Origin of the sequence: Pseudomonas sp. S09G 359 (genome assembly GCF_002843605.1) — a bacterium.
Classification (GTDB): domain Bacteria; phylum Pseudomonadota; class Gammaproteobacteria; order Pseudomonadales; family Pseudomonadaceae; genus Aquipseudomonas.
In genome coordinates this window covers 1,061,116-1,086,178 of record NZ_CP025263.1, presented here as the reverse complement: position 1 = coordinate 1,086,178, position 25,063 = coordinate 1,061,116, and the positions used below count along the sequence as shown (strand labels likewise).

Here is a 25,063-nt window from a genome sequence, read left to right as displayed (position 1 = left end):
CGATAGTAGTACGACAACTGCCGCTACCCACTCCGGTACCGGCCCTCAATTCGTTGATGAATCAATCAGCATCTTTCCAGGACGAACCGATGAGCTGGCTTAACGACGCAAAACTCTCGACCAAACTGATCACATCCTTCTCACTGTGCGCCCTGATCACCTTGGGCGTGGGTGTGCTCGGCAGCCGGGGGGTATCTGCACTGTCGGAAAGCCTGAGGCTGGTGTTCACCAACAACCTGGTGTCTGTCTCGAACACCGCCCAGACCAAAACCAAAGCGGTTGGCCAGAGCCGCGACCTCTATCGGCTGTACACCGCTTATGCCAGTGACGCACCGCAAAGCGTCAAGGACGAGTTCATCGCCTCGATGAATGCCAACCGCCTGGCCAGTGAGCAGGCATTTGCGCTCTACCGCCAGACACCGCTGGCCGACGACGAGCGCGCGGCGGGCGACAAGATGGATCGCGACTGGCCGGTGTATCAGGCCATGCTCCAGCAGTACGTAACCCTGCTGCAGGCCCATGACCTGGAAAAAGCCCGCGCGCTGTTATTCGGTGACCTGCAAAAAAGCTACCGCACGGTGATGGACGAGCTGACGATCATGGTCGACTCCAATGACCGCCAGGTGGCCGAAGGCGCGAGGGACGCCACGGCACAGGAGGCGTCTGCCAAGAACACCCTGTACTCAGGCATCGTGCTGGCATTTATTGCGGCGATTCTGCTCGGCCTATTTGTCAGCCGCCTGATCAGTCGCCCGATTGCCACCGCCATGAACAGCGCACGTCGCATCGCCGATGGCGACCTGACCCAGAGCATCGTCAGCACCGGCCGTGACGAAACCGGCCAACTGCTGAGCGCCCTGAGCGATATGCAGTCGAGCTTGAAACAAACGATCCAGCAGATTGCCAGTGCCTCGGATCAACTCGCTTCCGCAGCAGAAGAGCTGACGGCCGTCACCGATAACGGCAGCCGCGGCCTGGTGCGCCAGAACGATGAGATTCAGCAGGCGGCAACGGCCGTTACCGAGATGACCTCGGCGGTTGAAGAAGTGGCGCGCAATGCGGTGTCCACCTCCGAGGCGTCCCATACCACCAGCGAGCAGGCCACCAATGGCCGCGACCAGGCGCGCAAGGCGGTCACGGCAATCAACCTGGCCACCACTGAAATCGACTCATCGACCAGCAGGGTCAAGGACCTGGCCGGCCAGGTGCGCGACATCGGCAAAGTACTCGACGTGATCCGTGGCATCGCCGAGCAGACCAACTTGCTGGCCCTTAATGCCGCCATCGAGGCCGCCAGGGCCGGTGAGCAGGGCCGTGGCTTTGCCGTGGTCGCCGACGAAGTGCGCGCCCTCGCCGCCCGCACCCAGGCGTCGACCGGGGAAATCGAAGGCATGATCAATAGCGTGCAAGCCAGCGCCGACCAGGCCGTGGGCGCGATGAGCAAAAGCCAGGCGCTGGTCAACGACACTCAAGCCCTCGCCCAGGCCACGGGTGAAGCGCTGGAACTGATTGCTGAGGGCATTTCCCAGATCAACGAGCGCAACCTGGTGATCGCCACCGCGTCCGAAGAACAGGCCCATGTGGCGCGCGAGGTCGACCGCAATCTGGTCAACATCCAGGACCTGTCGACGCAGACGGCAGCCGGTGCGCATCAAACCAATGCATCGACTCAGGAACTGTCGAACCTGGCGACCTCGTTCAACACCTTGGTGAGCCGCTTCCGCCTGTAAAACCTCGGGCCACAAAAAAGGGCGCCGTGCATTGACTGCACGGCGCCCTTTTTAGTGACGAGCAGTTACTGGTACTGCGAGTACGGGTTGCCCTGGAACTGGTTGTTCTGTTGTGGCGCCTGTTGCTGGGCGCTTGGCTGGCCATACTGCTGGCCAGGGATCGGGCCAAGGTTGACTTCAACACGGCGGTTCTGGGCACGGCCATTGACGTCGGCGTTGCTGGCAATCGGGTTATCCGGGCCGGCACCGCGAGCGCTGAGGTTGGCAGCGCTGACGCCCTGGGAGGTCAGGTAGTTGGCCACGCTCTGCGCGCGACGTTGGGACAGGTCCATGTTCAGCTGGCGGCTGCCGGTGCTGTCGGTGTAGCCAACGATCTGGATGGTGTTCTGGCTGAACTGCTTGAGGGAGTTGGCCAGGTTGTTCAGCGGCGTGTAGAAGCTGCTGGAGATTGCATCAGAGTTGGTCGCGAAGGTGATGTTGCCCGGCATGATCAGCTTGATCTGGTCGCCCTGACGCTGAACTTCAACGCCGGTATTGGCCATGCTTTCGCGCAGTTTCTTTTCCTGCTGGTCGGCGTAGTAGCCATAACCCGCTGCGCCTGCACCGGCAACCACGGCACCGATCAACGCGCCCTTGCCACGGTTGTTGTGGTCGATGGCGGCACCCGCCAACGCACCCGCCAGGGCACCCAGGCCGCCGTACTTGGCGGTCTTGCTCATGCCGCCGGACTCATTACTCGCCTGCCCCTGGCCGCCGCCGCTGTAAGGATTAGGTGAAGCGCAGCCAGACAACAGGGCTACGACCGTAGCAACAACAAGCAGACGACGGGAAGTGAACATGAAGGAAGCTCCTACTTTTGCATTCTGTGGTGCAAAGGACATTGGCAATGGATCTGTGCCGGGTTTGGAACGCGACAAACGGTAAAAATTCCGTGGCCGCGCCCTGAGCTGTAACAAAACCTTTAGCAGCATCGCCGCTACAGAAACCGTAGCAGACAGATCCTGAATGCAGCCTGTGTTTTTGCTACAACACGTCTCCTGTAGAACAGCTGCCCAGTCGTCTTATTCCCCCGCACCGTCATGCGCGAACAAACGGGTTCTCGCGCATTTCATCCCCTAGACGCGTATCCGGGCCGTGACCGGTCACCACCGTCGCACCTTCGTCCAGGGTGTACAGCCGCTGCTTGATCGAACGCACAATGGTCGCCTGGTCGCCGCCCCACAAATCCGTACGCCCTACGCCGCGCCGAAACAGTGTGTCACCGGCAATCAGCAGCTTGGCGTCGGCGAACCAGAAACTCATCGAGCCCGGCGTATGTCCTGGCGTGTGCAGGGCCACGCCGCAGCCGCAGGCCAGCTCCTCATCGTCTTCCAGCCAACGATCCGGCGCTGGCACCGGCGTGTAGGGCACACGAAACATCTGGCATTGCATCTCCAGGTTGTCCCAGAGGAATTGATCCTCTTTGTGCAGGTGCAAGGTGGCGCCGGTTTTTTCTTTCAACTGGCCGGACGCCAGGAAATGGTCGAGGTGAGCGTGGGTATGGATGATGCTCACCACTTTCAGGCCGAGTGCTTCCAGGCGCGCCAGGATCAGTTCATGGTTGCCGCCTGGGTCGACGACGATGGCCTTTTTGGTGATGGGGTCGCCGATGATGGTGCAGTTGCACTGCAAGGGGCCGACGGGGAAGGTTTCGCGGATGAGCGTCGGCGGGGCGGTGGTCATGGGGGTGCCTCGGGTGCAGATCAGAAAGTTGCGCTATTAAAACAGATTGGGGCTGCTTCGCAGCCCCACGCGAGCAAGCTCGCTCGCCACAACAAGCTTGCTCGCCACGGGGAGTCAGTGCTAGCCGATCAACTTCAATTCCTGCGCGCGCGCCACGGCCTGGGTACGCCGCTCTACGCCGAGTTTGCTGTTGATATGGCTCGCGTGCGTCTTCACCGTGTGGAGGGAGATGAACAGCCGGTTGCTGATTTCCTGGTTCGAGCAGCCTTGCGCGATCAACTGCAGCACTGCCAGCTCCCGGGCGCTCAGGGTTTCATGGTTAGGTGAAGGTTCGACAACGGCGACGGCGGGCAGAAACGTCAGCAGGCTCTGGTTAAGCAGCCCATGGGGGTCTTTGCCAAGTTGCTCGCGCATCCAGTCCGGGTGCTTGTCCAATAGCCGCTCAAAAGGTTGCAGCGCGCCACCTGCGCCCGCCTCCAGGGCCTGGGCCAACACCGGCCGCGCCTTGGCTTCATGGCCGCTTTCCAATAACAACTGCGCCTGTTGGGTCAGGGCCATCAGGGCAATCATCTGACGCCCACTGTTGTGGGCCTGTTGTGCCAGCTCTGTCAGGCGTTGCTGCGCGGCATCGGGTTGATGGCGAATCGCATCCAGTGCCGCCTGTTGCAGCCCGATATGTTGCGGCAGGTGTGGATGAAACTCCGGCGCCGCGGCGGCGTGCTCGCCGTTGTAGGTCTGCCCCAGGCGGGTTAGCCAGGCGTCGGCCAGGTCGGTGCGGCCCTGGGCCAACCACAGTTCGCATTTGATCAGGGTGATCATCGCCAGGTAGTAGATCGGCGGCACATCCCAGATGTGCATCAGGCGTTCGGCTTCGGCGAGTTCGGCGAAGGCGTTGGGAAAGTCACCGCGCCGCCCTTCGAAGCTGGCGATCACGCAGTGCCCGATCAACACACTGATATCGCGGCACGCGCGGGCTTCGGCAAGGCCGGCACGCAAACGGGCAAGGCCGGCTTCGGGCTGGAAACGCACCAGCAGCAAGTAACCTTCGTACAGCGATAACCGCGCACGCACGGCGTACAGTCGCTGGGGCGCCAGGCCCTGCAGGCGTTGCAGGCCTTGGCGGACTTCATCCAGGGACCGCAGGATTTCGCCACGCGCCTGCAATACCCGCGCGCGGTCGTAATGGGCCAGGGCCTCGAACAACGGATTGCCGACGCGCTGCGCCAGCTCAAGGGATTCGCGGTTCAAGCCACGCGCGCGCCACAAGTCGGCATCGACGATGGCCAAATTGGACAGCGCCGACAGGCACATCAAGCGTTGCCCGTAACGCCGTTGCGGCAGGCTTTCCAGGGCTTCGCTGCAATAGCGCTGGGTCAGCTCGCGGTCACCACGCCCGCGCGCGATGATCCCGCTCAGCGCCAGCCATTGAGCCAACATCGATTTTTGCGCAGTGGCCGACGGCGCCGGCAGGAAGCGGCTGAGGTAACTGGACAACTCCTCCGCCGCATCCAACTGGCAGGCCAGGCCCAAGGCCCAGCTGTACAGCACGATCAAGCGCGGCGTGCTGATCAGCAGGCTGTCGGGCAGGTCCATTTTCCAGCGCAGCAACATGCCCACATTCTGCTCGGCCAGCAGTTGTTCTTCGGACAGGTTCTGCACTAGGTTGGCGGCCACATCCAGGTGGCCGGCGCGCAACGCCTGCTCCACCGCTTCATCGATCAAACCCTGGGCGTTGAACCAGCGACACGCGCGCAGGTGCAGGCTGGCCGCCGGCAACACATTGCTGCTGGCGCGCCGGCTGCGCAGCAGGTCGGAGAACAAATGGTGGTAGCGGAACCAATGACCCTGCTCGTCCAACGGCACCAGGAACACCTGGTGGGATTGCAGGTAACGCAGGATTTCAGCACTGTCGTGGGCTTCGCGCACGGCGTCGCACAGCTCGCTGCAAAAGCGCTCCTGGGGCGCGGTGTCGAACAGGAACGCCTGCACTTCGGCCGGCAAGCAGTCGATCACCTCTTCGAGCAGGTAATCACGGATCAACCCTTCGCCACCGTGCAGGCTTTGCGGCAAGGCACCTTCGCTGCCGGCTTCGGAAGCGGCCAGCAACCAGAAACGCAGGCCGGCCACCCAGCCTTCGCTGCGACGGATCAGGTTGTCGAGCGCCTCGCCACGCAGGGAGTTGCTGTGACGGTCGAGCACGGCAAGGGATTCGGCATGGGTCAGGCGTAGGTCTTGCTCATGCAACTCCAGCAAATGCCGTGACAGACGCAACCGCGCCAGGTGCCAATCCGGGCGCTGTCGGCTGGTCACCAGCACCACCAGCCCATCGGGCAAGTGGTTGAGGAAAAATTGCAGGCAGCGATCCAGCACCGGGCCCTGGGCCAGATGGTAATCATCCAGCACCAGTAACAGCGGTGCACGGGTGGACAGGTGCACGGTCAGCTCATCGAGCAACCCATCGAGCCACTCTTCGAAGGCGAAGGGTTGGTGACGCTGACGCATTTTCAGCAGGCCCAGGGACTGGCTGCCGAGTTGCGGGAAGTATTGCTGCAGGCCTTCGAGCAGACGCTCAAGAAAACGCCCCGGGTCATTGTCGCGCGGGCTCAGCCCCAGCCACAGGCTTTGCCAGTGGGCCGGCAGGCTTTGGCAGAACTCCACCGCCAACGAACTCTTGCCGAACCCCGCCGGTGCGCTGACCAGTAACAGCCGCCCTTCCAGCCCGGCAGCCAGCCGTTCGCACAGGCGCGGTCGCAGCACATAGCCGTCAGGCAGCGGTGGCCTGTAGAAGCGACCTTCCAGGGACGGAATTACCGCGCTGGCAGGCCCTTGAATTCGGGACAGATCAGTCATCGCCGGGCTCTTGTAGAAGGCTGTTGTCGGCATTGCAGATGTCCGCAGACTAGCGGTAAAAGCGGCGAAATTGTAGATCTTTGCAACATTTGCCTGAAAAAGAACTGCGACAAAAAATGTGGAAGGGGGCTTACTCCCGATGGCGGCGGATCAGTCGAGGCATCTTTTGACTGTCAGACCGCTATCGGGGGTAAGCCCCCTCCCACATTTGGCTACCGCTATGGCTTAGCGAACACCGTCCTGGCGCAGCGCGGCTGGGGTGAAGTCGCTGGTGGTGGCGGTGAAGCCGAAGTCATAGGCCTGTTTCTCTTCGTTCTTCATGCCCAGGGCCAGGTAGCGGCCGGACTGCAGGTCGTAAAGGGTTTCCAGGGCGTACCACGGCACTTGCTTGTCGTAGTAGTTCTCGGCATGGGCTTCGGCGACGCGCCACAGTTGGCCACGACCGTCGTAGTGGTCGATGACCGCTGCTTGCCAGGTGTCTTCGTCGATGAAGAAGTCACGCTTGGCGTAGATGTGGCGCTGGCCTTCCTTCAGGGTCGCGACCACGTGCCAGACGCGGCGCAGCTCATAGCGAGCCAGGTCCTGGTTGATGTGGCCGGCCTTGATGATGTCGGCGTACTTGAGCTTCGGATCGTCGATCTTGTAGCTGTTGGAGGCGATGTAGATTTCCTTCTTGCCTTCCAGTTTCCAGTCGTAGCGGTCCGGCGCACCGTTGTACATGTCGAGGTTGTCGGAGGTACGCAGGCCGTCGGCAGCGGTACCCGGACCGTCATAAGACACTTGCGGCGCACGACGCACACGGCGCTGGCCGGCGTTGTAGACCCACGCCGAGCGCGGCTCCTTCACCTGGTCCAGGGTTTCGTGCACCAGCAGCACACCACCGGCCAGACGTGCCGGCGCGGTCACTTGCTGCTTGAAGTAGAACAGCACGTTGCCCGGGTTTTTCGGGTCGAAGTCCTTCATCTTGTCGCGGAACACAAACTGGTCTTTGAAGTACACCAGACTGTAGGAACCGTTGGTTTGCGGCGTAGCCTGGGTGACCAGGCGCGTCACGCTGCCGCCGCGATAACGGGTGATGTGGTTCCAGATCACTTCAACGCCGGTTTTCGGAATCGGGAACGGCACGGCGGTTTCGAAGTTTTCCAGGCCGTTGCCGCCGGACACCAGGTTGGTCGTGGTGGCGTTCTTCTTGATGGCGGCGAACACATCAGCCGGCACCGTGGCGCCGCGATGGGTCGGGTAGACCGGCATCTTGAAGGTTTCCGGGTAACGCTTGAACATCGCGTATTGTCCCGGCGCCAGCTTGTCCTTGTACTGCTCGACGTTCTGCGCAGTGATGGTGAATTGCGGTTGTTCACTGGCATAAGGGTTGGCCAGGAAACCACGCGCATCCACGGCGCCGGCATTGGTGGGCAGTGGCGTCCATTTCGGGATAGTGCCGGCAGCGTTACCGGCCATTTCAGCGCCCATCGGAGTCAGGGTGGTGCCCAGCTTGGACGCTTCGTCCGCCGACACTGCCGCCATGACGTTGCTCGCCAGGATCGACAGCCCAAGCACACCTACGTGCAACAGACTTTTAGTTATTTTCATGTTCTGGTTCTTCCTGAAAATACATGCAGCTGAAAAAGTGTGCTTAGAAGTTCACGCCGAGGCTGAGCGCAACAAAATCGCGGTCATTCACCGTAGTGAAATCGCCACCGAAGAAGTTGGTGTAGTTCAGGCTAGCGGTGTAGGTGTTCTGGTATTCGGCATCCAGGCCAAGGCTGACGGCCTTACGGCCCTCTTCAAAGTTGGCGCCTGGACCTGGGGAGTAACCCTTGACGTCATGGGACCACGCCACGTTCGGCTTGAGGTTCACACCGGCGAAGACGTCCGGGTATTCCCAAATGGCCCGACCGCGATAGCCCCAGGAAGTCGCTGTGGTGAAACCGTCATTGTTGCAGTTGGTATTCAGGCCGTTGGCGTTCGACAGACCCGCACCTTGTGCAGTTGATGTGTTCAAGTTCGCACAAGCGTTGTTCGGCAGCGATCCAGGGCCGAAGACCGGGTCACGACCGTAGCGCACGTCCGATTTGCTTTCCAGGCCGCCTACGTGAGTCACGCCGACTTCACCCACCAGGGTCAAGCGGCTCGCGCCCATGACTTGATCGAAGAAGTGGGTAAAGGTGGTTTGGAACTGGCTGATTTCTTTACGACGGTAGCCATGCAAGTCCTGACCTGGAGCCCCGGTGAGCAACGACGCATTGCCCAGCACGGGACCACCAAGCGGCTTCACGCCAGCGAACAAAATGTCGGTGGTGCTCAGTTGAACGGGGGCGTTAGGACGGTAACTCAGCTCGCCACTCCACGCGGTACCGGTAGGCAAGGTAGTGGAAAAGCTCAAGCCGTAAAGACGAATGTCCTCAGGGTATTCCATGAAGTAATTGGAGTTACCCGCGACCACCAGTGGGCGCAGTGCACCCGGTACTCCCGGCGTTGCTCCAGTGTAGGCGGCTTGCGGTGCACCTTGGGCACTGAAGATTGGCGCACGGCTGTGGTAGTTCATGAAGTAAGCCCCGAACTCCGTGTCCAGCGGCTCGAAGTTATAGCGCAGTGCAGCACCGAATTGGCCGCTGTCACGCGCATCACGGTCGGGACCGCGGCGAACGAGAACACCCTCGTTATTGATGTCTACACCATTGTTCGCCAGGCCGGGCAGAAAGGCCCCTGCACCGGGCAGGAATTGACGGCTGTTCAACACGCGCAGGTTATTGCTGCAACCATCTGAAACGACGTCAGGCTGAGAGAAGAACGTGCCGCAGTTATCGGTAACGGTCTGATCCCATTCCAACTGATAAAACGCTTCTGCCGACAGGTTGTCGGTGAGCGATTGGGACACATAGAACATGTTGACCGGAATCAAGCCTTCCTTGATTTCGGCACCCGGACGACGGAAAGCAGACACGTCGATGGGGTTGATGGCGTTGATACCGCCGCCGATGAAGGTACTTTCACCCCAGCTCACTACCTGTTTACCAAACCGCACGGAGCCTGGCGCGTCGGCAATCGAGTAGTTGTGGTACACGAACGCATCGAGAATCTGCCCGCCCGAGGACTTGGCGCCCTCTTTGCGGTTGCTGTCGCTGATGTCCTTGAACTCGCGGCTTTCATCCTTGAGTTCAAAGTCATACCAGTACTTGCCACGCACAAACACACCGGTATCGCCGTACTTCAGTTCCAGGTCATGAATGCCCTTGAAGATCTTCGAGAACGTTTCGCCGCGTTTGAAATTCAAGTGGCCGTCATCGGAGGTCTGCGACAAACCGTTGCCGCCGTTGTTGGCACCAATCAGATCCTGGTTGGGCTTAGCTGTCGACCAACTGGCACCCACAGAAAGCGACGAGTCAAAACTCCCTTCGATTTCACCGATATTGAAACTGACGCCGAATGCGGGCCCGGCGAGCGTAGAGGCGAGACTGACGGCCAGGGGCAGTCTTGCCCGGCGCCAGAACTGGTTTACTGAGGTCATCGACGCTACTCCATGTGCATTATTGTTATGGCAGTGAGTTCTTTCTGTGATGCATGTAACGGCCGGAATACAACGATTCCAATGCCGCTCGGCAGCCGAGCCCCCATGGCCCGAAGCGGAACATCCGTGAAAAACTCTGGAAGGGACTATAGCCAGCAGGGGGTAGTGCTTGATCCCTCTAAAGTGTGATTTGCATCACCGACCCGTCTGCCACAACCCTTTCGCCATGTCAGCGAAGGCCGACGCGGCAAGGATGGCTGAAAATTGGCAAATCACAAGTAAAGGTGCGAGATAGAGCATTGCCGTGCCCGAACGGGCACGGCAAGGGCCGTCAGAGGGTGGACAGGAACGTGCTGTTGTTGGCCTGCCATTCAATGATGTCAATGCGGATACGTTTTTTGTCGAGTTTGCCCACGCTGGTCTTGGGAATTTCCGTAACAACGGCGATCTGGCTGGGGATCGCCCACTTGCTCAAGTGGCCCAATTCAACAAACGGCTTGAGGTGTTCCTTGAGCTCACGGGCCCCTATCACATGGCCATCACGCACTACCAGCAAGGCAAACGGGCGCTCGCCCCACTGCGGGTCGGCGATGCCCACCACCGCTACTTCGCGTACCGCCGGGTGACGGCTGACCAGGTCTTCGAGGGCCAGGGACGAGACCCACTCGCCGCCGGTCTTGATTACGTCCTTGATGCGGTCGCGGATGTCGATCACGCCAAACGCATCCAGGGTGGCCACGTCGCCGGTGTGCATCCAGCCGCCGGCCCACAGCTCGGCGCCCTTCTGCGGCTCATTGAAATAGCCTTCGCTGAGCCACGGCGCGCGCAGTACCAGCTCGCCCTGGGACTCGCCATCGGCGGGCAGGAAATTGCCTTCGCTGTCGACGATGGCGGCTTCCACCAACGGCCCCGGCACACCGGCCTTGATGCGATAAGTGGTGCGTTCGTCCTCGGTGCCGGCCATCAACTCTTCGTTGAGGTGGGCACAGGACACCAGCGGCCCGGTTTCGGACATGCCGTACGCAGCGGTCAGTTGAATCCCACGCGCCTTGGAGGCTTCATACAGTGAACGATTGAGCGCGCTGCCGCCGATGACAATTTTCCAGCCGCCAAAATCCACCCCTTGAGCAGCCTTGGCGTTGAGCAGCATCTGCAGGATGGTCGGCACGCAATGAGAGAAGGTGACCTTCTCCTTGCGCCACAACTCCACCAGGTATTCCGGGTCGTAGCGGCCGGGGTAGACCTGCTTCAACCCGAGCATGGTCGCCACATACGGCAGGCCCCAGGCGTGCACATGGAACATCGGCGTGATCGGCATATACACGTCGTTGGTGCCGAGCAGGCGCACGCTGTCGATGCTGCCCATGATCGTCGCCACGCCGATGGTGTGCAGCACCAACTGGCGGTGGGTGAAGTACACGCCCTTGGGGTTACCGGTGGTGCCGGTGGTGTAGAAGGTGGTGGCGACGGAGTTTTCGTCGAAATCCTGGAAATCGTACTGAGTGCTGGCAGCCGCCAGCAGGGTTTCGTACTCGCCGACCAGGTTGGGCAGCTCGGCGGTCTTCGATTCGCCATCGGTGAGCAGCAGGGTCTTGTCGACAGTGGTGAGCTGCCCGGCAATGGCCTGGTAGAGCCCCACGAACTCACTGTTGACCAGCACGAAGCGGTCCTCGGCGTGGTTCATGGTGTACAGGATCTGTTCCGGCGACAGGCGCACGTTGATGGTGTGGATCACCGCGCCGATCATCGGGATGGCGAACATGCACTCCAGGTAACGGTGGCTGTCCCAGTCCATCACGGCGACGGTGTCACCAGCCTTGACCCCGGCCTCGGTGAGCACATTGGCCAGGCGCGCGACGCGCTCGATCAGCGTCGGGTAGGTGTAGCGCAGCTTGTCGCGGTAGACGATTTCCCGAGTTTTCTCGTAGCGCGCCCCGGACATCAACAGGCGTTTGATCAACAACGGGTACTGGTAAGCGCCTTCGGCGGGCGGGATGACACGAGTCTGCAACATACGAATCCCTTTTATGACTGCACGGTCTTGGCTGAACGTTCTGCACTGTAGAGCGCAAATGTTTCAGCCAAATCAGCCAAAGGAATGATTTGTTGAGGCCAGTGATTGCTGGCTTTGCGCCAGTATTTGCCCTGTTCAGCCCACCAGTTGATCAGGAAGCACCCTTCTCTAAAAAGCGAACCGTCTGACATTTGTCACCGATAGCAACTCTTTATTCTCAGGGCATTAACAAATCTCAGGGATCAAGAGGCATGTTCTTCAGTACATCAGCGCACCCATCCTTCAAGCCGCACAGAGCGGAACGCATGAATAGCAAAACCAACGAAGGCAGAAAATGAATCCCATGCCTATCCGTGCGAGTACCAAGTATCAACTCCCCGTGCTCCTCGGTTTGGCCTACGCCTTGTCCGTACCGAGCATCCATGCGAGCACCATCGAAGGTATCAACCATACGCATTGGGCCATCAACCACTTCAGTGTCGATGGGCGTTCAGGTATCGACATTATTGGACCCTATCAGGGAGGGGGTGGCGGTTGCTGTTACGTAGCGCCTTCGAAGTGGGAGCCAGGGATGACGGTGCGGGTTGATTGGGAGACAGGAGCTAGTGGGATGAGTAGCCTGGCTGATGAGTTTCCTGGTTTCGCTAACGAGGAGAAATACCTGGGCTGGAGAGACAAAGTCCGAGCCCGAAAACGCCAACATTCCAAACCAGTCCCAGTCCCCGACTACACAGGCCAAAAAGTCTGCGGTCTCACCGTCCACTTCCTGCCCTGCGACGAACTTCAGGTCACCACGTCCTGCTATGCCTACGGCAGTCCTGAATACCCCATCAAAACGCCACTGCACTTGCCGGAGCCTCAGTCATGCCCGAAGTGAATCAAGCCTCTTTCTGTTACCCGCCGCAGTTTCCGGAACAGGGGCGCCTACCCTTTCGAGCGGGCCAGGTTCATAACAATCTTCGGCGCCAGTCTCAACTCGAGCGCGATTACCATGACGCGCTGTGTTTGGCTGCCGGTCGCCGCGTAACACCGCCATGCTGCCGAACTTTGCATATCAGCCTGTTCTTCGACGGCACGGGTAATAACCTCAACAACGATTTGTATTTATCCGACCCCAAGCACCCGACGAATATCGCCCGATTGTTTCGCGCAAGTATTGGCGAAGGTCATGCTGGCGGTACTGTCCATAGCAGCCAGGCCAGCAGATTGACCGACGCGGCGGGCACGGGCAGCGGCCAGTACTTCAAGTACTACATGCCCGGTGTGGGCACGCCGTTTCCTGAAGTCGGCGACCTGAATTACAGCGAGATCGGCTTGGCTATGGCCGCTTTCGGTGAAGAGCGGATCAACTGGGGCCTGATGATGATCATCGACGCCTTGCGCCAGGCGCTGGCATTGCCCCGGCTGGATAACGCAAGTTTGCAGGCAGCGGTCGAGGCGATGGGCGCTCCAGCAAGTTTTGAAGGCTCAATCGGCTCTAACTTCCGGCGCTATCAGTTCGGCAAACAGTTGGGAGCATTGACCAGGCCCTTAACTATCGCCTTGACCCAACCGTCGCCTGGTTCGTCGAAACTGTTGGGAATCAAGCTCTATGTGTATGGGTTTTCCCGCGGGGCAGCAGCGGCACGGGCGTTTGTCAGTTGGTTGAATGAGCTGTCATCGCCCACCGAGTCGCAACCGGCGCTGCAAACCGGCGACTTGAAGCTTCCGATCAGCGTGGAGTACCTGGGGTTGCTGGACACCGTGGCCTCGGTGGGCCTTGCTCATGCTGTGCCGGGGGCAGATGGGCACATGGGCTGGGCGGATGGCACCCAAGAGTTGCCCACCAGCAGCCTGGTCAAGCGATGTTTGCATATTGTTGCCAGTCATGAACAACGTTTGTGCTTTCCGCTGGACTCGATTCGGCGGGAGGGTGGGGGGTACCCGGTCAATAGTAGTGAAGTGCTGTATCCAGGGATGCATTCGGATCAGGGAGGGGGGTATCCGCCGGGAGATCAGGGGAAGGCGTATAGAGAAGGCGGAGACGAGGGGGATGGATTATTGCTATCCCAGATAGCACTGCACGACATATATGCTGATGCCTACGCCAATGGCGCACCTTTAAAAGTGCCAAAAGATGCTTTGCCAAAAGAACTACGCCATGAGTTCTGGCGTGCATTGCCACCTGAAGCCGTTTTGGAGTTCATCGTGGCGCCGATGCTAGTCAACCGTTTCAACGCTTGGCGCCAGATCAGCTTGGATCTAGCTCCGGCTGGAAGGCCGCTATCCCCCGAACAAATCGAACATTACCGACCCATCCCAACCACCGACTCCCTGGAAAACGCGCTAACCAGCCAAATGGCCTGGATCACCGCCTGGCGCATCGACCGATATGCCTTCGCCACGCTGAAACAGACTAACTTCTACCGACACGCCAGCGATACCGAGGCCGATAACAACGCCCGAAAACTGGCGCGGGCCAACCGTAACAAAAAACAGGCCGCCGTCGAACAGCGCCGCAAAGAGCAAAAAGCCCGCGAACACTTTAGCGTCAAACCCAAGCAACCGCTTGAGCCAGGCATCAAGGACTTCGACGCCGACATGGCACAAACCCAGTTACGCGAGGCGGCTGAAGAATTCGGGCGAGGCTTTTCCAGCCCACACATCGTTGACTCTATCCCCATACGCGTAGCCCTCATGGCCATTGTTCCCGGCGCGCATGTCCACGAGATAGAGCTAGCCGAGCGCAAGCAGATGAAGGCCAGTGCCTTGGCGAAGGTCAGCCTGCTGTTTCCACCGCCCCGGAACGAGCGCAACTACGTCGACGAGCACACGCGTTTTAACGTCGATGAAAGCCGCAACGCCAGCAAGCCTGAAGGGCTGTTACGCGCGCTGTTCGATGATCATGTCCACGACTCCCGTGCCTGGTTTCTTTACGCAGCGGGACGCGAGCCATTCGGCAGTTACTTCAAGTTGCGCATGGTGTTTTTCGGCGATGCCGGCAGAAGGGATGTAGCGCTGTATCGCCAGGAAGACGGGGCAATGGTTGCGGGCGCAGAGACGCCGCTGTTCGTTGACCCCGCCCTTGCAACACCATCTCCCTTGATGACCGCCGAACGCCTTGCCGAGGTTCAAAAAGCGATTAATGAGATTTGGCGGGCTTATGAAACCAACGTCAGGGAGCTCAAAGATGCTCAGGTCTGAGCCAGATTTTCAACTGCTTGCACCCGACGCGATATTCGCACGCCGCTTTTATGCGTGGCATTCACAGGTCAGGGCCATTTGTGTGCTGGCGGGGTTGATGCTTACACAGAATGCACAGGCCAGTACGCTTGAGGCGGTCAACCATACGCATTGGGCCATCAACCACTTCAGTGTCGATGGGCGTTCAGGTATCGACATTATTGGACCCTATCAGGGAGGGGGTGAAGGTTGCTGTTACGTAGCGCCTTCGAAGTGGAAGCCAGGGATGACGGTGCGGGTTGATTGGGAGACAGGAGCAGGCAGCTCAGAAGGCTTTTCCGGTTATGGCGATTGGCCCAAGTTTTTGGCGTGGAAGAAGCAAATAGACTCCCAAAAGCGCCAACACTCCAAACTAGTCCCAGTCCCCGACTACACAAACCAAAAAGTCTGCGGTCTCACCGTCCACTTCCTACCCTGCGATGAACTTCAGGTCACTACCTCCTGTTACGCCTACGGCAGTCCTGAATACCCGATCAAAACCCCGCTGCACTTGCCGGAGCCTCAGTCATGCCCAAAATAAAATACGCCTGAGGGCTTATTTCATACTGGTAAACGCCAACTTCACCCCAATCGCAATCAACACCGCGCCCATCGTCCGATCAAACCAATGCCCCATCCGCGCAAATCCTGCACGCACACGCTGTTGGCTGAACAGCATGGCCACCAGGCAGAACCACAGCGCCGTCGCCACCGCCAAATACACCCCGTAACCCGCCTGAATCGCCAACGGCGTGTGCGGGTTGATCACCACGGTGAACAACGAGAGGAAGAACAGCGTGGCCTTGGGGTTCAAGCCATTGGTCACGAAACCGGCGGTAAACGCGCCGCGCGGGGTGCGCTCGCCCGCTTCGCGGTGCAACTCGCCCTCGGCGACAGGCTTGGCCGGCTGTGCGCGCAGGGCCTTGAAGCCGATGTACAGCAGGTAGGCGGCGGCCGCCCATTTGAGCGCGTTGAACAGCACGATGGATTGGGACACGATCAAGCCGATACCGAGCAGCGAGTAGCCCACGTGCAGGAAAATCGCCGAACCCACCCCCAGCGCGGTCCAGGTGCCGGCGCGGCGGCCGTGGGTAACACTTTCGCGCACCACCACGGCGAAATCCGGGCCGGGGCTGGCCACTGCCAGCAGGTGAATCAGGGCTACGGTCAAAAACTCGGCGGCGTACATGCTCACTCCAATTACGTAACGGATTATTTCATCTGATAGGCTCGGCAGATTACGCCTTCGAACCCTTGCACAAAAGGTACAGTTGATGACGAACAATCGCCGCGCGGTCTTCCTTGATCACCCTTCCCTGGACCTGGGGGACCTCGACCTCAGCGAACTGCGCAACAGCTTCGGCGACCTGCAGTTGTTCAGCGACACCACCCCGCAGAATGTGGTCGATCGTTTGCAAGGCGTGCATGTCGCGATCAGCAACAAAATCGCCCTCAACACCGAAACCTTGGCCGCCTGCCCGGACCTCAAGCTGATCCTGGTGTCGGCCACCGGCACCAACAACGTCGACCTCGAAGCAGCCCGCGCCCACGGCATCACCGTAAGCAACTGCCAGGGCTATGGCACGCCGTCGGTGGCGCAGCATACGATCATGCTGCTGCTCAACCTGGCGACGCGCCTGAAGGATTATCAGCGGGATGTGGCCGCCGGCAAATGGCAGGAGGCCAAGCAGTTCTGCCTGCTGGACCACCCCATCGTCGAACTGGAAGGCAAGACCCTCGGCCTGCTCGGCCATGGGGAGCTGGGCAGCGCCGTGGCACGCCTGGCCGAAGCCTTCGGCATGCGCGTGCTGCTCGGCGCGATTCCCGGGCGCCCTGCCCGCGCCGACCGCGTACCGTTGGCTGAACTGCTCAGCCAGGTCGACGCACTCACCCTGCACTGCCCGCTCAACGAGCACACCCGCGACTTTATCGGCGCCCGGGAACTGGCGCTGCTCAAGCCGGGCGCGTTTGTGGTCAACACCGCGCGCGGTGGCTTGATCAACGAACAGGCCTTGGCCGATGCCCTGCGCAGTGGCCACCTGGGCGGCGCGGCGACCGACGTGCTCAGTGTGGAGCCGCCGGTAAACGGCAACCCGCTGCTGGCTGGCGATATCCCTCGGCTGATCGTCACACCCCATAACGCCTGGGGCAGTCGTGAAGCGCGGCAGCGCATCGTCGGCCAACTGGCCGAAAACGCCCGGGGCTTTTTCGACGGCGCCCCGCTGCGGGTTGTGAGTTGATAAACTGCGCCCCTTTTCAAGGAGCAGACCATGGATCCGCGCAGTGAAGTACTGCTTCGTCAGGCCGAACTTTTTCAAGGCAACCTGCTGCTGGTAGGGTTGCCTGCCGACGACTTGCTCGGTCGCCTGCCCAACGCCCACGGCTGGTGCTGGCATGCCGGCGACCAGGCGGCGCTCGATACCCGCTTCCCCGAGCGCAGCCAGTTCGGCGTGAATGTGCCCGAGCGTGGGTTTGATGCGGCGGTGATCTTCCTGCCCAAATCCAAGGACCTCACCGACTACCTGCTCAACGCCGTGGCCGCACGCCTGCCCGGCGCCGAGCTGTTTCTGGTGGGGGAGAAAAAAGCCGGCATCGAAAGCGCCGCCAAACAGATGATCCCGCTCGGCAAACCGCGCAAGCTCGACAGCGCGCGACATTGCCAGTTGTGGCAAATCACCGTGGCCAACGCCCCGCAAGCGGTGGAGCTGGAAAGCCTGGCACAAGTCTTCGAGGTGCCGCTGGCCGAAGGGCCGCTCAAAGTGGTGAGCCTGCCGGGGGTGTTCAGCCACGGTCGCCTGGACCGCGGCACCGAGTTGTTGCTGGAGCATCTGGACAAGTTGCCCAGCGGCCACTTGCTGGACTTCGGTTGCGGCGCCGGCGTGCTCGGGGCTGCGGTAAAACGTCGCTACCCGCACAACACGGTAACCCTGTTGGATGTGGACGCCTTCGCCGCCGCCAGCAGCCGCTTGACCCTGACCGCCAACGGGCTGGAAGCCGAGGTGCTGACCGGTGATGGCATCGACGCCGCGCCGATGGGTTTGAACGCGATTTTGAGCAACCCGCCGTTCCATGTCGGGGTGCACACAGATTATTTCGCCACCGAGAATCTGCTGCGAAAAGCGGCAAAACACCTGGCAAAAGGTGGCGAACTTCGCTTGGTAGCCAACAGCTTCCTCAAATACCAACCGCTGATCGAAGAGCATTTGGGCGTGTGTGCGATCAAGGCCGAAGGCAATGGTTTTCGTATCTACCGTGCCAAGCGCGGCTGACGGGCGTTTGAAAAAGAAGGCTTGCCGAATGGATTTTGCCTAGGCAGAATCCGCTCCGTCCTAGGGGAGTAGTCTCCCACGAGCACCACGCTCGTCCGGCATACGTCAACATACTTGGTCAACAGACCATGGCGTATGCGACCCAGGAGTCCGCACAGACGGACCGGGGTTTGACAAGACCTATGACACGAACACCTTACCCGGGGCGGGAAGGCTGTACGTGTCATAGCCGTGTCGACCCGCCCCTGGAAACTTACCTGATGCTGGATTCACTACTCGTTCCTACCGCAATCGTTGCCTTGGCCGAAATCGGCGACAAGACGCAGCTGCTCGCGCTCATTCTCGCTGCTCGCTTTCGCAAGCCCTGGCCGATCATTGCCGGTATCGTCGCCGCGACCCTGGCCAACCATGCGGCCGCCGGTGCCGTGGGCGCCTGGTTCGGCAGCTTCTTCTCGGATGCGGTGTTGCACTGGATACTCGCGGCGAGCTTCTGCGCCACGGCGTTGTGGACCCTGGTACCGGACAAACTCGACGATGACGAAGCCAGCACTACGCGCAAGTTCGGGCCGTTCCTGACCACGCTGATCGCGTTCTTCCTCGCCGAAATCGGTGACAAGACGCAGATCGCTACGGTGATGCTGGCGGCGCAGTACCCGGAGCTGTGGCTGGTGATTATTGGCACCACCCTGGGCATGTTGATTGCCAACGTACCGGTGGTTCTGGCGGGGAATTTTGCCGCGGAGAAGCTGCCGTTGACGTTGATTCGGAGACTGGCGGCCACGGCGTTTTTCATCCTGGCGGTTGTGGCGGTGTACAAGGCGATGCAGAGCAGCGGTTGGATCTAGACCTGTAAACCCAAATCAACTGTGGAAGGGGGCTTGCCCCCTCCCACATTTGGAGCTTCACAAGGGTTTGGATATCAGGACTTTTTGGCCTGTTGGTAAAGCGGCATCACCTTCGGAATCGCCGCCTGCAACGAGGCGATACGGCTGTCAGACGCCGGGTGCGTGCTCATGAACTCCGGCGGCGCGCCTTCCGAGGCCTTGGCCATCTTGTTCCACAGTGTGATCGCCGCGTTCGGGTTGTAACCGGCGCGGGCCGACAATTCCAGGCCGATCAGGTCCGCTTCGTTTTCATTGCTGCGACTGTTGGGCAAGGTCATGCCGTAGTTGGCCACGGTGTCTGCCAGCGCCAGGCTGTCCTGGCCCAGGCCGAACAACGCACCCGCGCCCTGCTTCGCCATCTCGATGCCGTAGGCCTTGGACATGGCTTCACGACCGTGCTCGCGCAAGGCGTGAGCGATTTCATGGCCCATCACGGCAGCCAGTTCGTCATCGGTGAGCTTGAGGTTATCGATCAACGCGCTGTACACGAAGATCTTGCCGCCAGGCCCGCAGTTGGCGTTCATCTCGTCGCTCTTGATCAGGTTCACTTCCCACTTCCACTGCGCCGCATCGGGGCGGAAGGTCGGTGCCTGGGCGATCAAACGGTTGGCAATCGCCTGCACGCGCTTGGCGTTGGCGCTGGTCTTGTCCACCAGGCCTTTGCCACTGGCTTCGCCAAGGGTCTGCTGGTAGGACTGGGCGTACATCTGGTCGACTTCCTGGCTCGACAGCATGCTGAACATGTACTGCTTGCGCTCTACCCCCACCGCGCCGCCGCTGGTGGTGTTGACCGACTGACACCCGGCCAGCAGCACTGCTGCAGCCAATGCACTTATCGCCAATGCTTTCTTCATCAACTCTCTCCCTGTAAGACGTCCTGAAAAAACGCCCTGAAAACCTGGCGCGTATCGTAGGCGCTCATTTGTATCGACGCCAGATACAACAGACGTGTAGCCGCTGTTTTTCAGATACATCCTACAGCGCGCCCAAAGCTCAACCTGGAGTCAGACACTCCGGCCCATTGAGCTTGGGGTCATTGATCATATTAGCCAGCACCCGCTCACGCAGCGGCGCAGGCTCACCGGCCAACAAGCCTTGCAACACATGCAAGGGGGTCTCGGGATCGAGCCAGGCGGCCTGCCCGGCCGCATCCAGAATCAACGGTCGGCGCTGGCTCTGCGCGGCCTGGGTCACCACTGCCGTGCTCAGCCACACTTGTTCCTGCACCGGGTAGGCTTCCCAGATCGCGGCAAAAAACACGCTGGAGCCCTCCCCCGGCGTCAGCCAGTAGGGGCGCTTGCGTTGGGTGCCGCGCCATTCGTAGAAACCGTTGGCGGGCAGCAGGCAGCGGCGCTGGCGAAACGCTTCGCGAAACATCGGTTGCTCGGCCAACGTTTCGGCGCGGGCATGGGCGGGGGTACGCGAAAGATCAGTCAACCAGGGCGGTGTAAGGCCCCAGCGCGCGCGGGCCAGGCTGCGCTGGCCGTCACTCAGGCGCTGGATCAGCACCGAGTCGTTCGGGGAGATGTTCCACTGGGGCTGCTGGTCGGCCGGAAAGCCGGGCAAGGCAGCAAAGGCGGGATTCCAGCGAAACAGGGCATAACGTCCACACATGGGGCAACACGACTCTTGGGGTAAACCGACCGACAGCCTAACAGACCAGCACGTCGGGAAAGCTGTCGGGTTCGTCGCCAGGCAACGGTTGCGCGCCGATATAGGCGGTAATCAGCTCGCGGGCGTCAATCGCCCGGTCGTTGTCCACCTCCAGCCCCAGCAGGCCGAATATCGGCAATTCGCCGGTCCCACCGAGCAAATGGCGCCCCACCAGGTGCGCCTCGATGCCCTCGCTGGCGAGCATCTGTTGCAGCAACTCGCCTTCCATCAGGTTTTCGGGTTCGTAGATTCGCTGCATAGGCGTACCTGTTTAATCACTTTCGCTGCGCATCATTCATTTTCGCTGCGCACATTCAGCATCCATTCGCCACCGTGCACTTGCAGCTCGAACGTAATCGGCCGGCAACATACCGGGCAGTCCTCTATATATTCCTGATCGCCCCCGGACAGGTCCAGCAATGCCGTGACCACCTCCCCACAATAAGGACATTCGTACGATTGCTCTTCCATCGCGGTCTCCCAGGTGACTTGTGCGTATAATCGCCGGTCTATTTACAGGGCTATTTTCGGTCGGGCCCATTACCCGCACCGCACCCTGGTATTTCCTTTACTTACCCTAGCCGTTTCTAACAAGAGAGCATGATGGGCGAATTCGATACCATCCGACCTTACAACGACAGCGAAGTCCCGGCAGTGCTGGACCGACTGTTCAGTGACAAGGCCTTTCTGGACATCCTGACCCACTTCCGCTTCCCGCGCTTTGCCGGCGCCCTGGGCTGGCTGCTCAAGCCGATGATCGCCCGCAAATTGCGCCGTGAATTCGCCGGCGTCACCACCGTGGCCACGCTGCAGGACAAAGTCGAGTACTACGTCGACCACACCATCGACCGCGCGACCGACGGCGTGACCTACACCGGCGTCGAGCAGCTCAAGTCCGGCACCGCCTACCTGTTCCTGGCCAACCACCGCGATATCGTGATGGACCCGGCCTTCGTCAACTACGCCGTATACCACGCCGGGCTGCCGACGCCACGCATCGCCATCGGCGACAACCTGCTGCAAAAGCCGTTCGTCAGCGACCTGATGCGTCTGAACAAGAGCTTCATCGTGCACCGCTCGATCACCGGGCGAAAGGAGAAGATGGCGGCGTTCAACCTGCTGTCGGCCTACATCAACCATTCGATCCGCAACGATTGCCAGTCGATCTGGATCGCTCAGGCTGAAGGGCGCGCCAAGGATGGGGATGATCGCACCGAGTCGGCGATCCTCAAGATGTTCCACGTCAGCCGCAAGGACGAGCCGTTCGCCGAGGTAATCCAGTCGCTGAACCTCACGCCCGTGTCGATCAGCTACGAGTACGACCCGTGCGACGCGGCCAAGGCGCGCGAGCTGTATATCCGCGCCACCACCGGCACCTACACCAAGGCGCCGGGCGAAGATGACGTGAGCATTGCCCTGGGTATCACCGGCTATAAAGGCCGCGTGCATATCAACTTCGCGCCGCCCATCACTGAGCGTTTCGAAGACACCAAAGTGCTGGCCGTGGAAATGGATCGGCAGATTCTCGGCGGCTACCGCTTGTTCCCGGTGCACTACCTGGCCTATGCCCAGTGGAGCGACGCCGACCCGCAATTGCAGGTGCCGACTGCCGCCGAAGTATTCCCGGCGGACGAACTGGCCAAGGCCAAGGTGGAATGGGAGCGGCGCTTGAACGAATGCCCGGCCGAGCACCGGCCGTTCCTGGTGGTGCAATATGCAACGCCGGTGCGTAATCAGTACCGCGTAAAAGCCGGAATCCCCCTGTAAAACACTGAACTAAAAATGTGGGAGGGGGCTTGCCCCCGATTACGGTGTGTCAGCCAAATATTCATTAGCTGATCCACCGCTATCGGGGGCAAGCCCCCTCCCACATTTGTTTCGACGTGTTTTTAGAGGTGGGTGCTGATCCAAGAGATCAGCAGCCCCAGCCCAAGGCAGGCGAACCCGATGCGGTACGCCAGGCGATGCGCCCGCTCGGTGCGCACATCCAGAAACAGCATCGGCTGGTCGATCGCGCGGTCTTCGCTTTGCGCGGTCAGTTCGGCCATCGCGCGCTGTTCGTGCAGGCGGGTGATGAACAGCAGCGCCGCACCCGGGCAGGCCACCAGTAAAGCCACAACATTAATCAACAGTGCGGGCAGCGCCATCGCAAACCTCGGTAACACAGTGTCTTGGTATCAATTCAGATACAAACCTGAACGATAGTGGCCTCCAGCGCCGTAAATGCTCCCTCCCCCATGGACGGTTAATGTATCCAGTAATTTACGCCGTCACCTGAACGTCACCTTAACAGGCCACTCTGTTGCCCTTCGAACGTTCGGGAGCTAGTCATGCTGCACGCGCACAACCAGGATCGGCTGTATCTGATTGCCCCAAGCGATGAGCAAGAGGCGCTGGTCGGCGGCCTGGCGTTCAACGTCCAGGACCGCCACTGGCTGGTGTATTGCGCCCTTGGCGGGCACCAGCATGCGGACTTGCCGGAGGCCGATCTGTTGACGGGGGTGAGCCTGCTGGACTTCTGTATCGACACGGCGGCGTAAAACTCAAGGCGAAAAAAAACCGGGCTCTGCACAGAGCCCGGTTTTTTTGAAAGCGGTTATTGCGAGCTGAGCAATGAACCGATGCTTGGGTCCTTGAACAGGCGGGTCAAGGCGTCACTCAGGACGTCGCTGACCAGCTTGGTGTTGGTTTCCTGGTTCGGCGACATGCCGAAACGCTGGTTCAGGGACGCACCGTAGCGGCCGCTGTAGCGACGGGTACCGGCGCTGACGTCGGACTTGAAGGTCGCGCCGATAGACGCTTCGGTCACGTACAGGCCGTCTTTAGGCGACTGATATTTCAGTTCTGCCAGGGTGATGGTCAGCTGCGGAGCGCCCGGCGCGTTGGGGCTCGGGGTGAAACCCAGCAGGCGCACAGCGGCTTCAGCCTGGGCTTGCAGCTTGGGCAGTACGTCTTGAGCGTTCACCGAGACCAGGGCGGTTTCCGGGTACAGGCCACCGCGCGAGCCGAGGGTCGGCGATGGGCGACCATCCACCACCCGCACCGACACCGCCTGGCCGTGGCCCACTGGGGCCAACTGCGTGGTGAGTTTCGGTTCCGGGGTCAGTTGTTGCGGGCTGTTGGCGCAGCCAACCAGGGTCAAACTGGTCACAGTGATCAAACCGAACAACAGGCGTTGCAACATGCTCTTCTCTCCAGAAATCAGGTACCGACAGGCCGGCAGTATAGCGGGGCGCCACTGCGGGGAACTAGCGGCAGTTACAACCTGTGACCCATGGCCCGCGTCGCGGTTCGATGTCACCGAGATGTAACAGCCATTACATCGGCCCGTCATCCCGGGCTGGCATGCTTGGCCTCAATCTCAGGAGGTTGATCGCCATGCATTTTCTCTGGTCGCTGTTTGCCCGCAAGCCCGCCCTTCGCCAGTTCGCGCTGCTGGATGCGCAAGGCCGCTGCCAGGCCTTCAAGGAATGCTGCCAACCTCCGGTGGGTGAAGGCTGGGTGGAAATCGAAGAAATTCGCCTGAGCTGGATGCATCGCCCGTTGCCGGCCAAGGCCCGGGTCAGCCCACGTCCAGCGCAGCCGCTGCGGCACCAACCGTTGGCCGCCTGACCGAACAGCTAATAAAAGTCATAAAACACGCCCATTTCCTTGGCGTTCTTCGCTACAATCTCCCCCCGATTATAAGGACGTCTCCTGATCGGGCCTCGCAGCATCGTTAATGCCTCGGCGTTAACTCCCCAATCGCCCACAGAGAGCCGCCCACACAGATCGAGTGAAGCTGGCGCGCTTGCTGTTTTCCCTGCAAACCACCCGCCTTTACCCGAATCTGCCAGAGCTGCCATTGCGCTCGGCCACTTGAGTTTTTGCCCGTTTTGCCGCGTGTCGGCAAGGTATCCGGGCCAGGTGCCAGGCTGGGGCAGCCCTTTTTTGAGGTTCACGTCTTCAAAAGAGCGTGAAAAAACGGGTTTTCACAACTTCACAAGAGTGTGGCGAGCAAATGAATAGTTTGGCGTTTGTACAAGCACCATCAGCGTCTGGAACAGCCCAACCACACAGGACCGAGCACGCCTCAAAAACCGGAGCTTGAGCCTGTCCGCTACGGATTGGTTGCACGAATCGCACGCTTTGACCATAAGTCGAATTGCCACAGGCGCCCATGAATGCGTTCATAGGCAGATAGGCCCGGCAGGAAGCGTGCGCTGAAGTTGCAAAGAATTGCGAATCGGACA

23 protein-coding genes and 1 riboswitch are annotated in these 25,063 nt (G+C 60.3%); of the genes, 10 read left to right on the top strand and 13 right to left on the bottom strand.

Annotation, left to right across the window (positions count from 1 at the left end; all coding sequences use genetic code 11):
* The first annotated feature begins 89 nt into the window (after positions 1 to 89).
* Entirely contained in the window at positions 90 to 1,730 is a 1,641-nt protein-coding gene (locus CXQ82_RS04830) for a methyl-accepting chemotaxis protein (protein ID WP_101266627.1), read from the top strand.
* 65 nt (positions 1,731 to 1,795) lie between these two features.
* Here CXQ82_RS04830 and CXQ82_RS04825 read toward each other — a convergent pair whose 3' ends face one another.
* From CXQ82_RS04825 to CXQ82_RS04800, 6 genes are all read right to left on the bottom strand, one after another.
* Positions 1,796 to 2,569 carry an OmpA family protein gene (locus CXQ82_RS04825; protein WP_101266625.1) on the bottom strand — a complete coding sequence of 258 codons (774 nt, stop codon included), beginning with the start codon at positions 2,567 to 2,569 and terminating at the stop codon, positions 1,796 to 1,798.
* Positions 2,570 to 2,807: 238 nt separating this feature from the next.
* Positions 2,808 to 3,452 carry an MBL fold metallo-hydrolase gene (locus CXQ82_RS04820; protein ID WP_101266623.1) on the bottom strand — a complete coding sequence of 215 codons (645 nt, stop codon included), beginning with the start codon at positions 3,450 to 3,452 and terminating at the stop codon, positions 2,808 to 2,810.
* A 120-nt stretch (positions 3,453 to 3,572) separates the two neighbouring features.
* Positions 3,573 to 6,302, bottom strand: a complete 2,730-nt coding sequence (locus CXQ82_RS04815) for a LuxR C-terminal-related transcriptional regulator (protein WP_101266621.1) — start codon at positions 6,300 to 6,302, stop codon at positions 3,573 to 3,575.
* 225 nt (positions 6,303 to 6,527) lie between these two features.
* Positions 6,528 to 7,892 carry a DUF1329 domain-containing protein gene (locus CXQ82_RS04810; RefSeq protein WP_101266619.1) on the bottom strand — a complete coding sequence of 455 codons (1,365 nt, stop codon included), beginning with the start codon at positions 7,890 to 7,892 and terminating at the stop codon, positions 6,528 to 6,530.
* A gap of 43 nt (positions 7,893 to 7,935) precedes the next feature.
* A complete protein-coding gene (locus CXQ82_RS04805; RefSeq protein ID WP_101266617.1) occupies positions 7,936 to 9,810 on the bottom strand; it encodes a DUF1302 domain-containing protein in 1,875 nt (624 codons plus the stop codon).
* Positions 9,811 to 10,141: 331 nt separating this feature from the next.
* Complete coding sequence (locus tag CXQ82_RS04800; protein ID WP_101266615.1) at positions 10,142 to 11,824, bottom strand: fatty acid--CoA ligase; 1,683 nt, start codon at positions 11,822 to 11,824, stop codon at positions 10,142 to 10,144.
* Between the two features lie 334 nt (positions 11,825 to 12,158).
* Here CXQ82_RS04800 and CXQ82_RS04795 point away from each other — a divergent pair, with 334 nt between their 5' ends.
* The 3 genes from CXQ82_RS04795 (at position 12,159) to CXQ82_RS04785 (ending at position 15,566) form a co-directional block, all read left to right on the top strand.
* A complete protein-coding gene (locus CXQ82_RS04795; protein WP_101266613.1) occupies positions 12,159 to 12,701 on the top strand; it encodes a DUF3304 domain-containing protein in 543 nt (180 codons plus the stop codon).
* Complete coding sequence (locus tag CXQ82_RS04790; protein ID WP_101266611.1) at positions 12,689 to 15,007, top strand: DUF2235 domain-containing protein; 2,319 nt, start codon at positions 12,689 to 12,691, stop codon at positions 15,005 to 15,007. The genes CXQ82_RS04795 and CXQ82_RS04790 overlap by 13 nt, the downstream gene beginning before the upstream one ends.
* A 97-nt stretch (positions 15,008 to 15,104) precedes the next feature.
* The gene (locus tag CXQ82_RS04785) at positions 15,105 to 15,566 is read left to right on the top strand and encodes a DUF3304 domain-containing protein (RefSeq protein WP_256581932.1); all 462 of its coding nucleotides are present in this window, start codon (positions 15,105 to 15,107) and stop codon (positions 15,564 to 15,566) included.
* A gap of 15 nt (positions 15,567 to 15,581) precedes the next feature.
* Here CXQ82_RS04785 and CXQ82_RS04780 read toward each other — a convergent pair whose 3' ends face one another.
* Entirely contained in the window at positions 15,582 to 16,214 is a 633-nt protein-coding gene (locus tag CXQ82_RS04780) for a LysE family translocator (protein ID WP_016978297.1), read from the bottom strand.
* An 85-nt stretch (positions 16,215 to 16,299) separates the two neighbouring features.
* Between CXQ82_RS04780 and CXQ82_RS04775 the strand changes: the two genes are divergently transcribed.
* From CXQ82_RS04775 to CXQ82_RS04765, 3 genes are all read left to right on the top strand, one after another.
* A complete protein-coding gene (locus CXQ82_RS04775; RefSeq protein ID WP_101266607.1) occupies positions 16,300 to 17,265 on the top strand; it encodes a 2-hydroxyacid dehydrogenase in 966 nt (321 codons plus the stop codon).
* A gap of 30 nt (positions 17,266 to 17,295) precedes the next feature.
* Positions 17,296 to 18,294: a class I SAM-dependent methyltransferase gene (locus CXQ82_RS04770; protein ID WP_101266605.1), complete on the top strand. Its 999-nt coding sequence runs from the start codon at positions 17,296 to 17,298 to the stop codon at positions 18,292 to 18,294.
* 51 nt (positions 18,295 to 18,345) lie between these two features.
* A riboswitch (yybP-ykoY riboswitch) is annotated at positions 18,346 to 18,465 on the top strand.
* Between the two features lie 89 nt (positions 18,466 to 18,554).
* Entirely contained in the window at positions 18,555 to 19,139 is a 585-nt protein-coding gene (locus CXQ82_RS04765; RefSeq protein ID WP_101266603.1) for a TMEM165/GDT1 family protein, read from the top strand.
* Positions 19,140 to 19,213: 74 nt separating this feature from the next.
* On the opposite strand, the gene CXQ82_RS04760 is transcribed toward CXQ82_RS04765, so the two are convergent.
* The 4 genes from CXQ82_RS04760 to CXQ82_RS04745 form a co-directional block, all read right to left on the bottom strand.
* A complete protein-coding gene (locus tag CXQ82_RS04760; protein WP_101266601.1) occupies positions 19,214 to 20,032 on the bottom strand; it encodes a M48 family metallopeptidase in 819 nt (272 codons plus the stop codon).
* A gap of 139 nt (positions 20,033 to 20,171) precedes the next feature.
* On the bottom strand, positions 20,172 to 20,792 hold the full coding sequence (locus CXQ82_RS04755; protein WP_101266599.1) for an SOS response-associated peptidase: 621 nt from the start codon (positions 20,790 to 20,792) through the stop codon (positions 20,172 to 20,174).
* 37 nt (positions 20,793 to 20,829) lie between these two features.
* Positions 20,830 to 21,090: a putative signal transducing protein gene (locus tag CXQ82_RS04750; protein WP_101266597.1), complete on the bottom strand. Its 261-nt coding sequence runs from the start codon at positions 21,088 to 21,090 to the stop codon at positions 20,830 to 20,832.
* 32 nt (positions 21,091 to 21,122) lie between these two features.
* On the bottom strand, positions 21,123 to 21,302 hold the full coding sequence (locus CXQ82_RS04745; RefSeq protein WP_101266595.1) for a CPXCG motif-containing cysteine-rich protein: 180 nt from the start codon (positions 21,300 to 21,302) through the stop codon (positions 21,123 to 21,125).
* A gap of 132 nt (positions 21,303 to 21,434) precedes the next feature.
* Here CXQ82_RS04745 and CXQ82_RS04740 point away from each other — a divergent pair, with 132 nt between their 5' ends.
* A complete protein-coding gene (locus CXQ82_RS04740; RefSeq protein ID WP_177409883.1) occupies positions 21,435 to 22,598 on the top strand; it encodes a 1-acyl-sn-glycerol-3-phosphate acyltransferase in 1,164 nt (387 codons plus the stop codon).
* Positions 22,599 to 22,720: 122 nt separating this feature from the next.
* Here CXQ82_RS04740 and CXQ82_RS04735 read toward each other — a convergent pair whose 3' ends face one another.
* Positions 22,721 to 22,978 (bottom strand): hypothetical protein, encoded by a 258-nt coding sequence (locus CXQ82_RS04735; protein WP_101266591.1) that lies wholly within the window; start codon positions 22,976 to 22,978, stop codon positions 22,721 to 22,723.
* A gap of 183 nt (positions 22,979 to 23,161) precedes the next feature.
* On the opposite strand from CXQ82_RS04735, the gene CXQ82_RS04730 reads away from it, so the two are divergent.
* Positions 23,162 to 23,371, top strand: a complete 210-nt coding sequence (locus CXQ82_RS04730; RefSeq protein WP_017738736.1) for a hypothetical protein — start codon at positions 23,162 to 23,164, stop codon at positions 23,369 to 23,371.
* A gap of 56 nt (positions 23,372 to 23,427) precedes the next feature.
* Here the strand turns inward: CXQ82_RS04730 and CXQ82_RS04725 are convergent, their stop codons facing one another.
* Complete coding sequence (locus CXQ82_RS04725; protein WP_101266588.1) at positions 23,428 to 24,015, bottom strand: YajG family lipoprotein; 588 nt, start codon at positions 24,013 to 24,015, stop codon at positions 23,428 to 23,430.
* A 194-nt stretch (positions 24,016 to 24,209) separates the two neighbouring features.
* Here CXQ82_RS04725 and CXQ82_RS04720 point away from each other — a divergent pair, with 194 nt between their 5' ends.
* Positions 24,210 to 24,443 carry a hypothetical protein gene (locus CXQ82_RS04720; RefSeq protein WP_101266587.1) on the top strand — a complete coding sequence of 78 codons (234 nt, stop codon included), beginning with the start codon at positions 24,210 to 24,212 and terminating at the stop codon, positions 24,441 to 24,443.
* Positions 24,444 to 25,063: the final 620 nt, after the last annotated feature.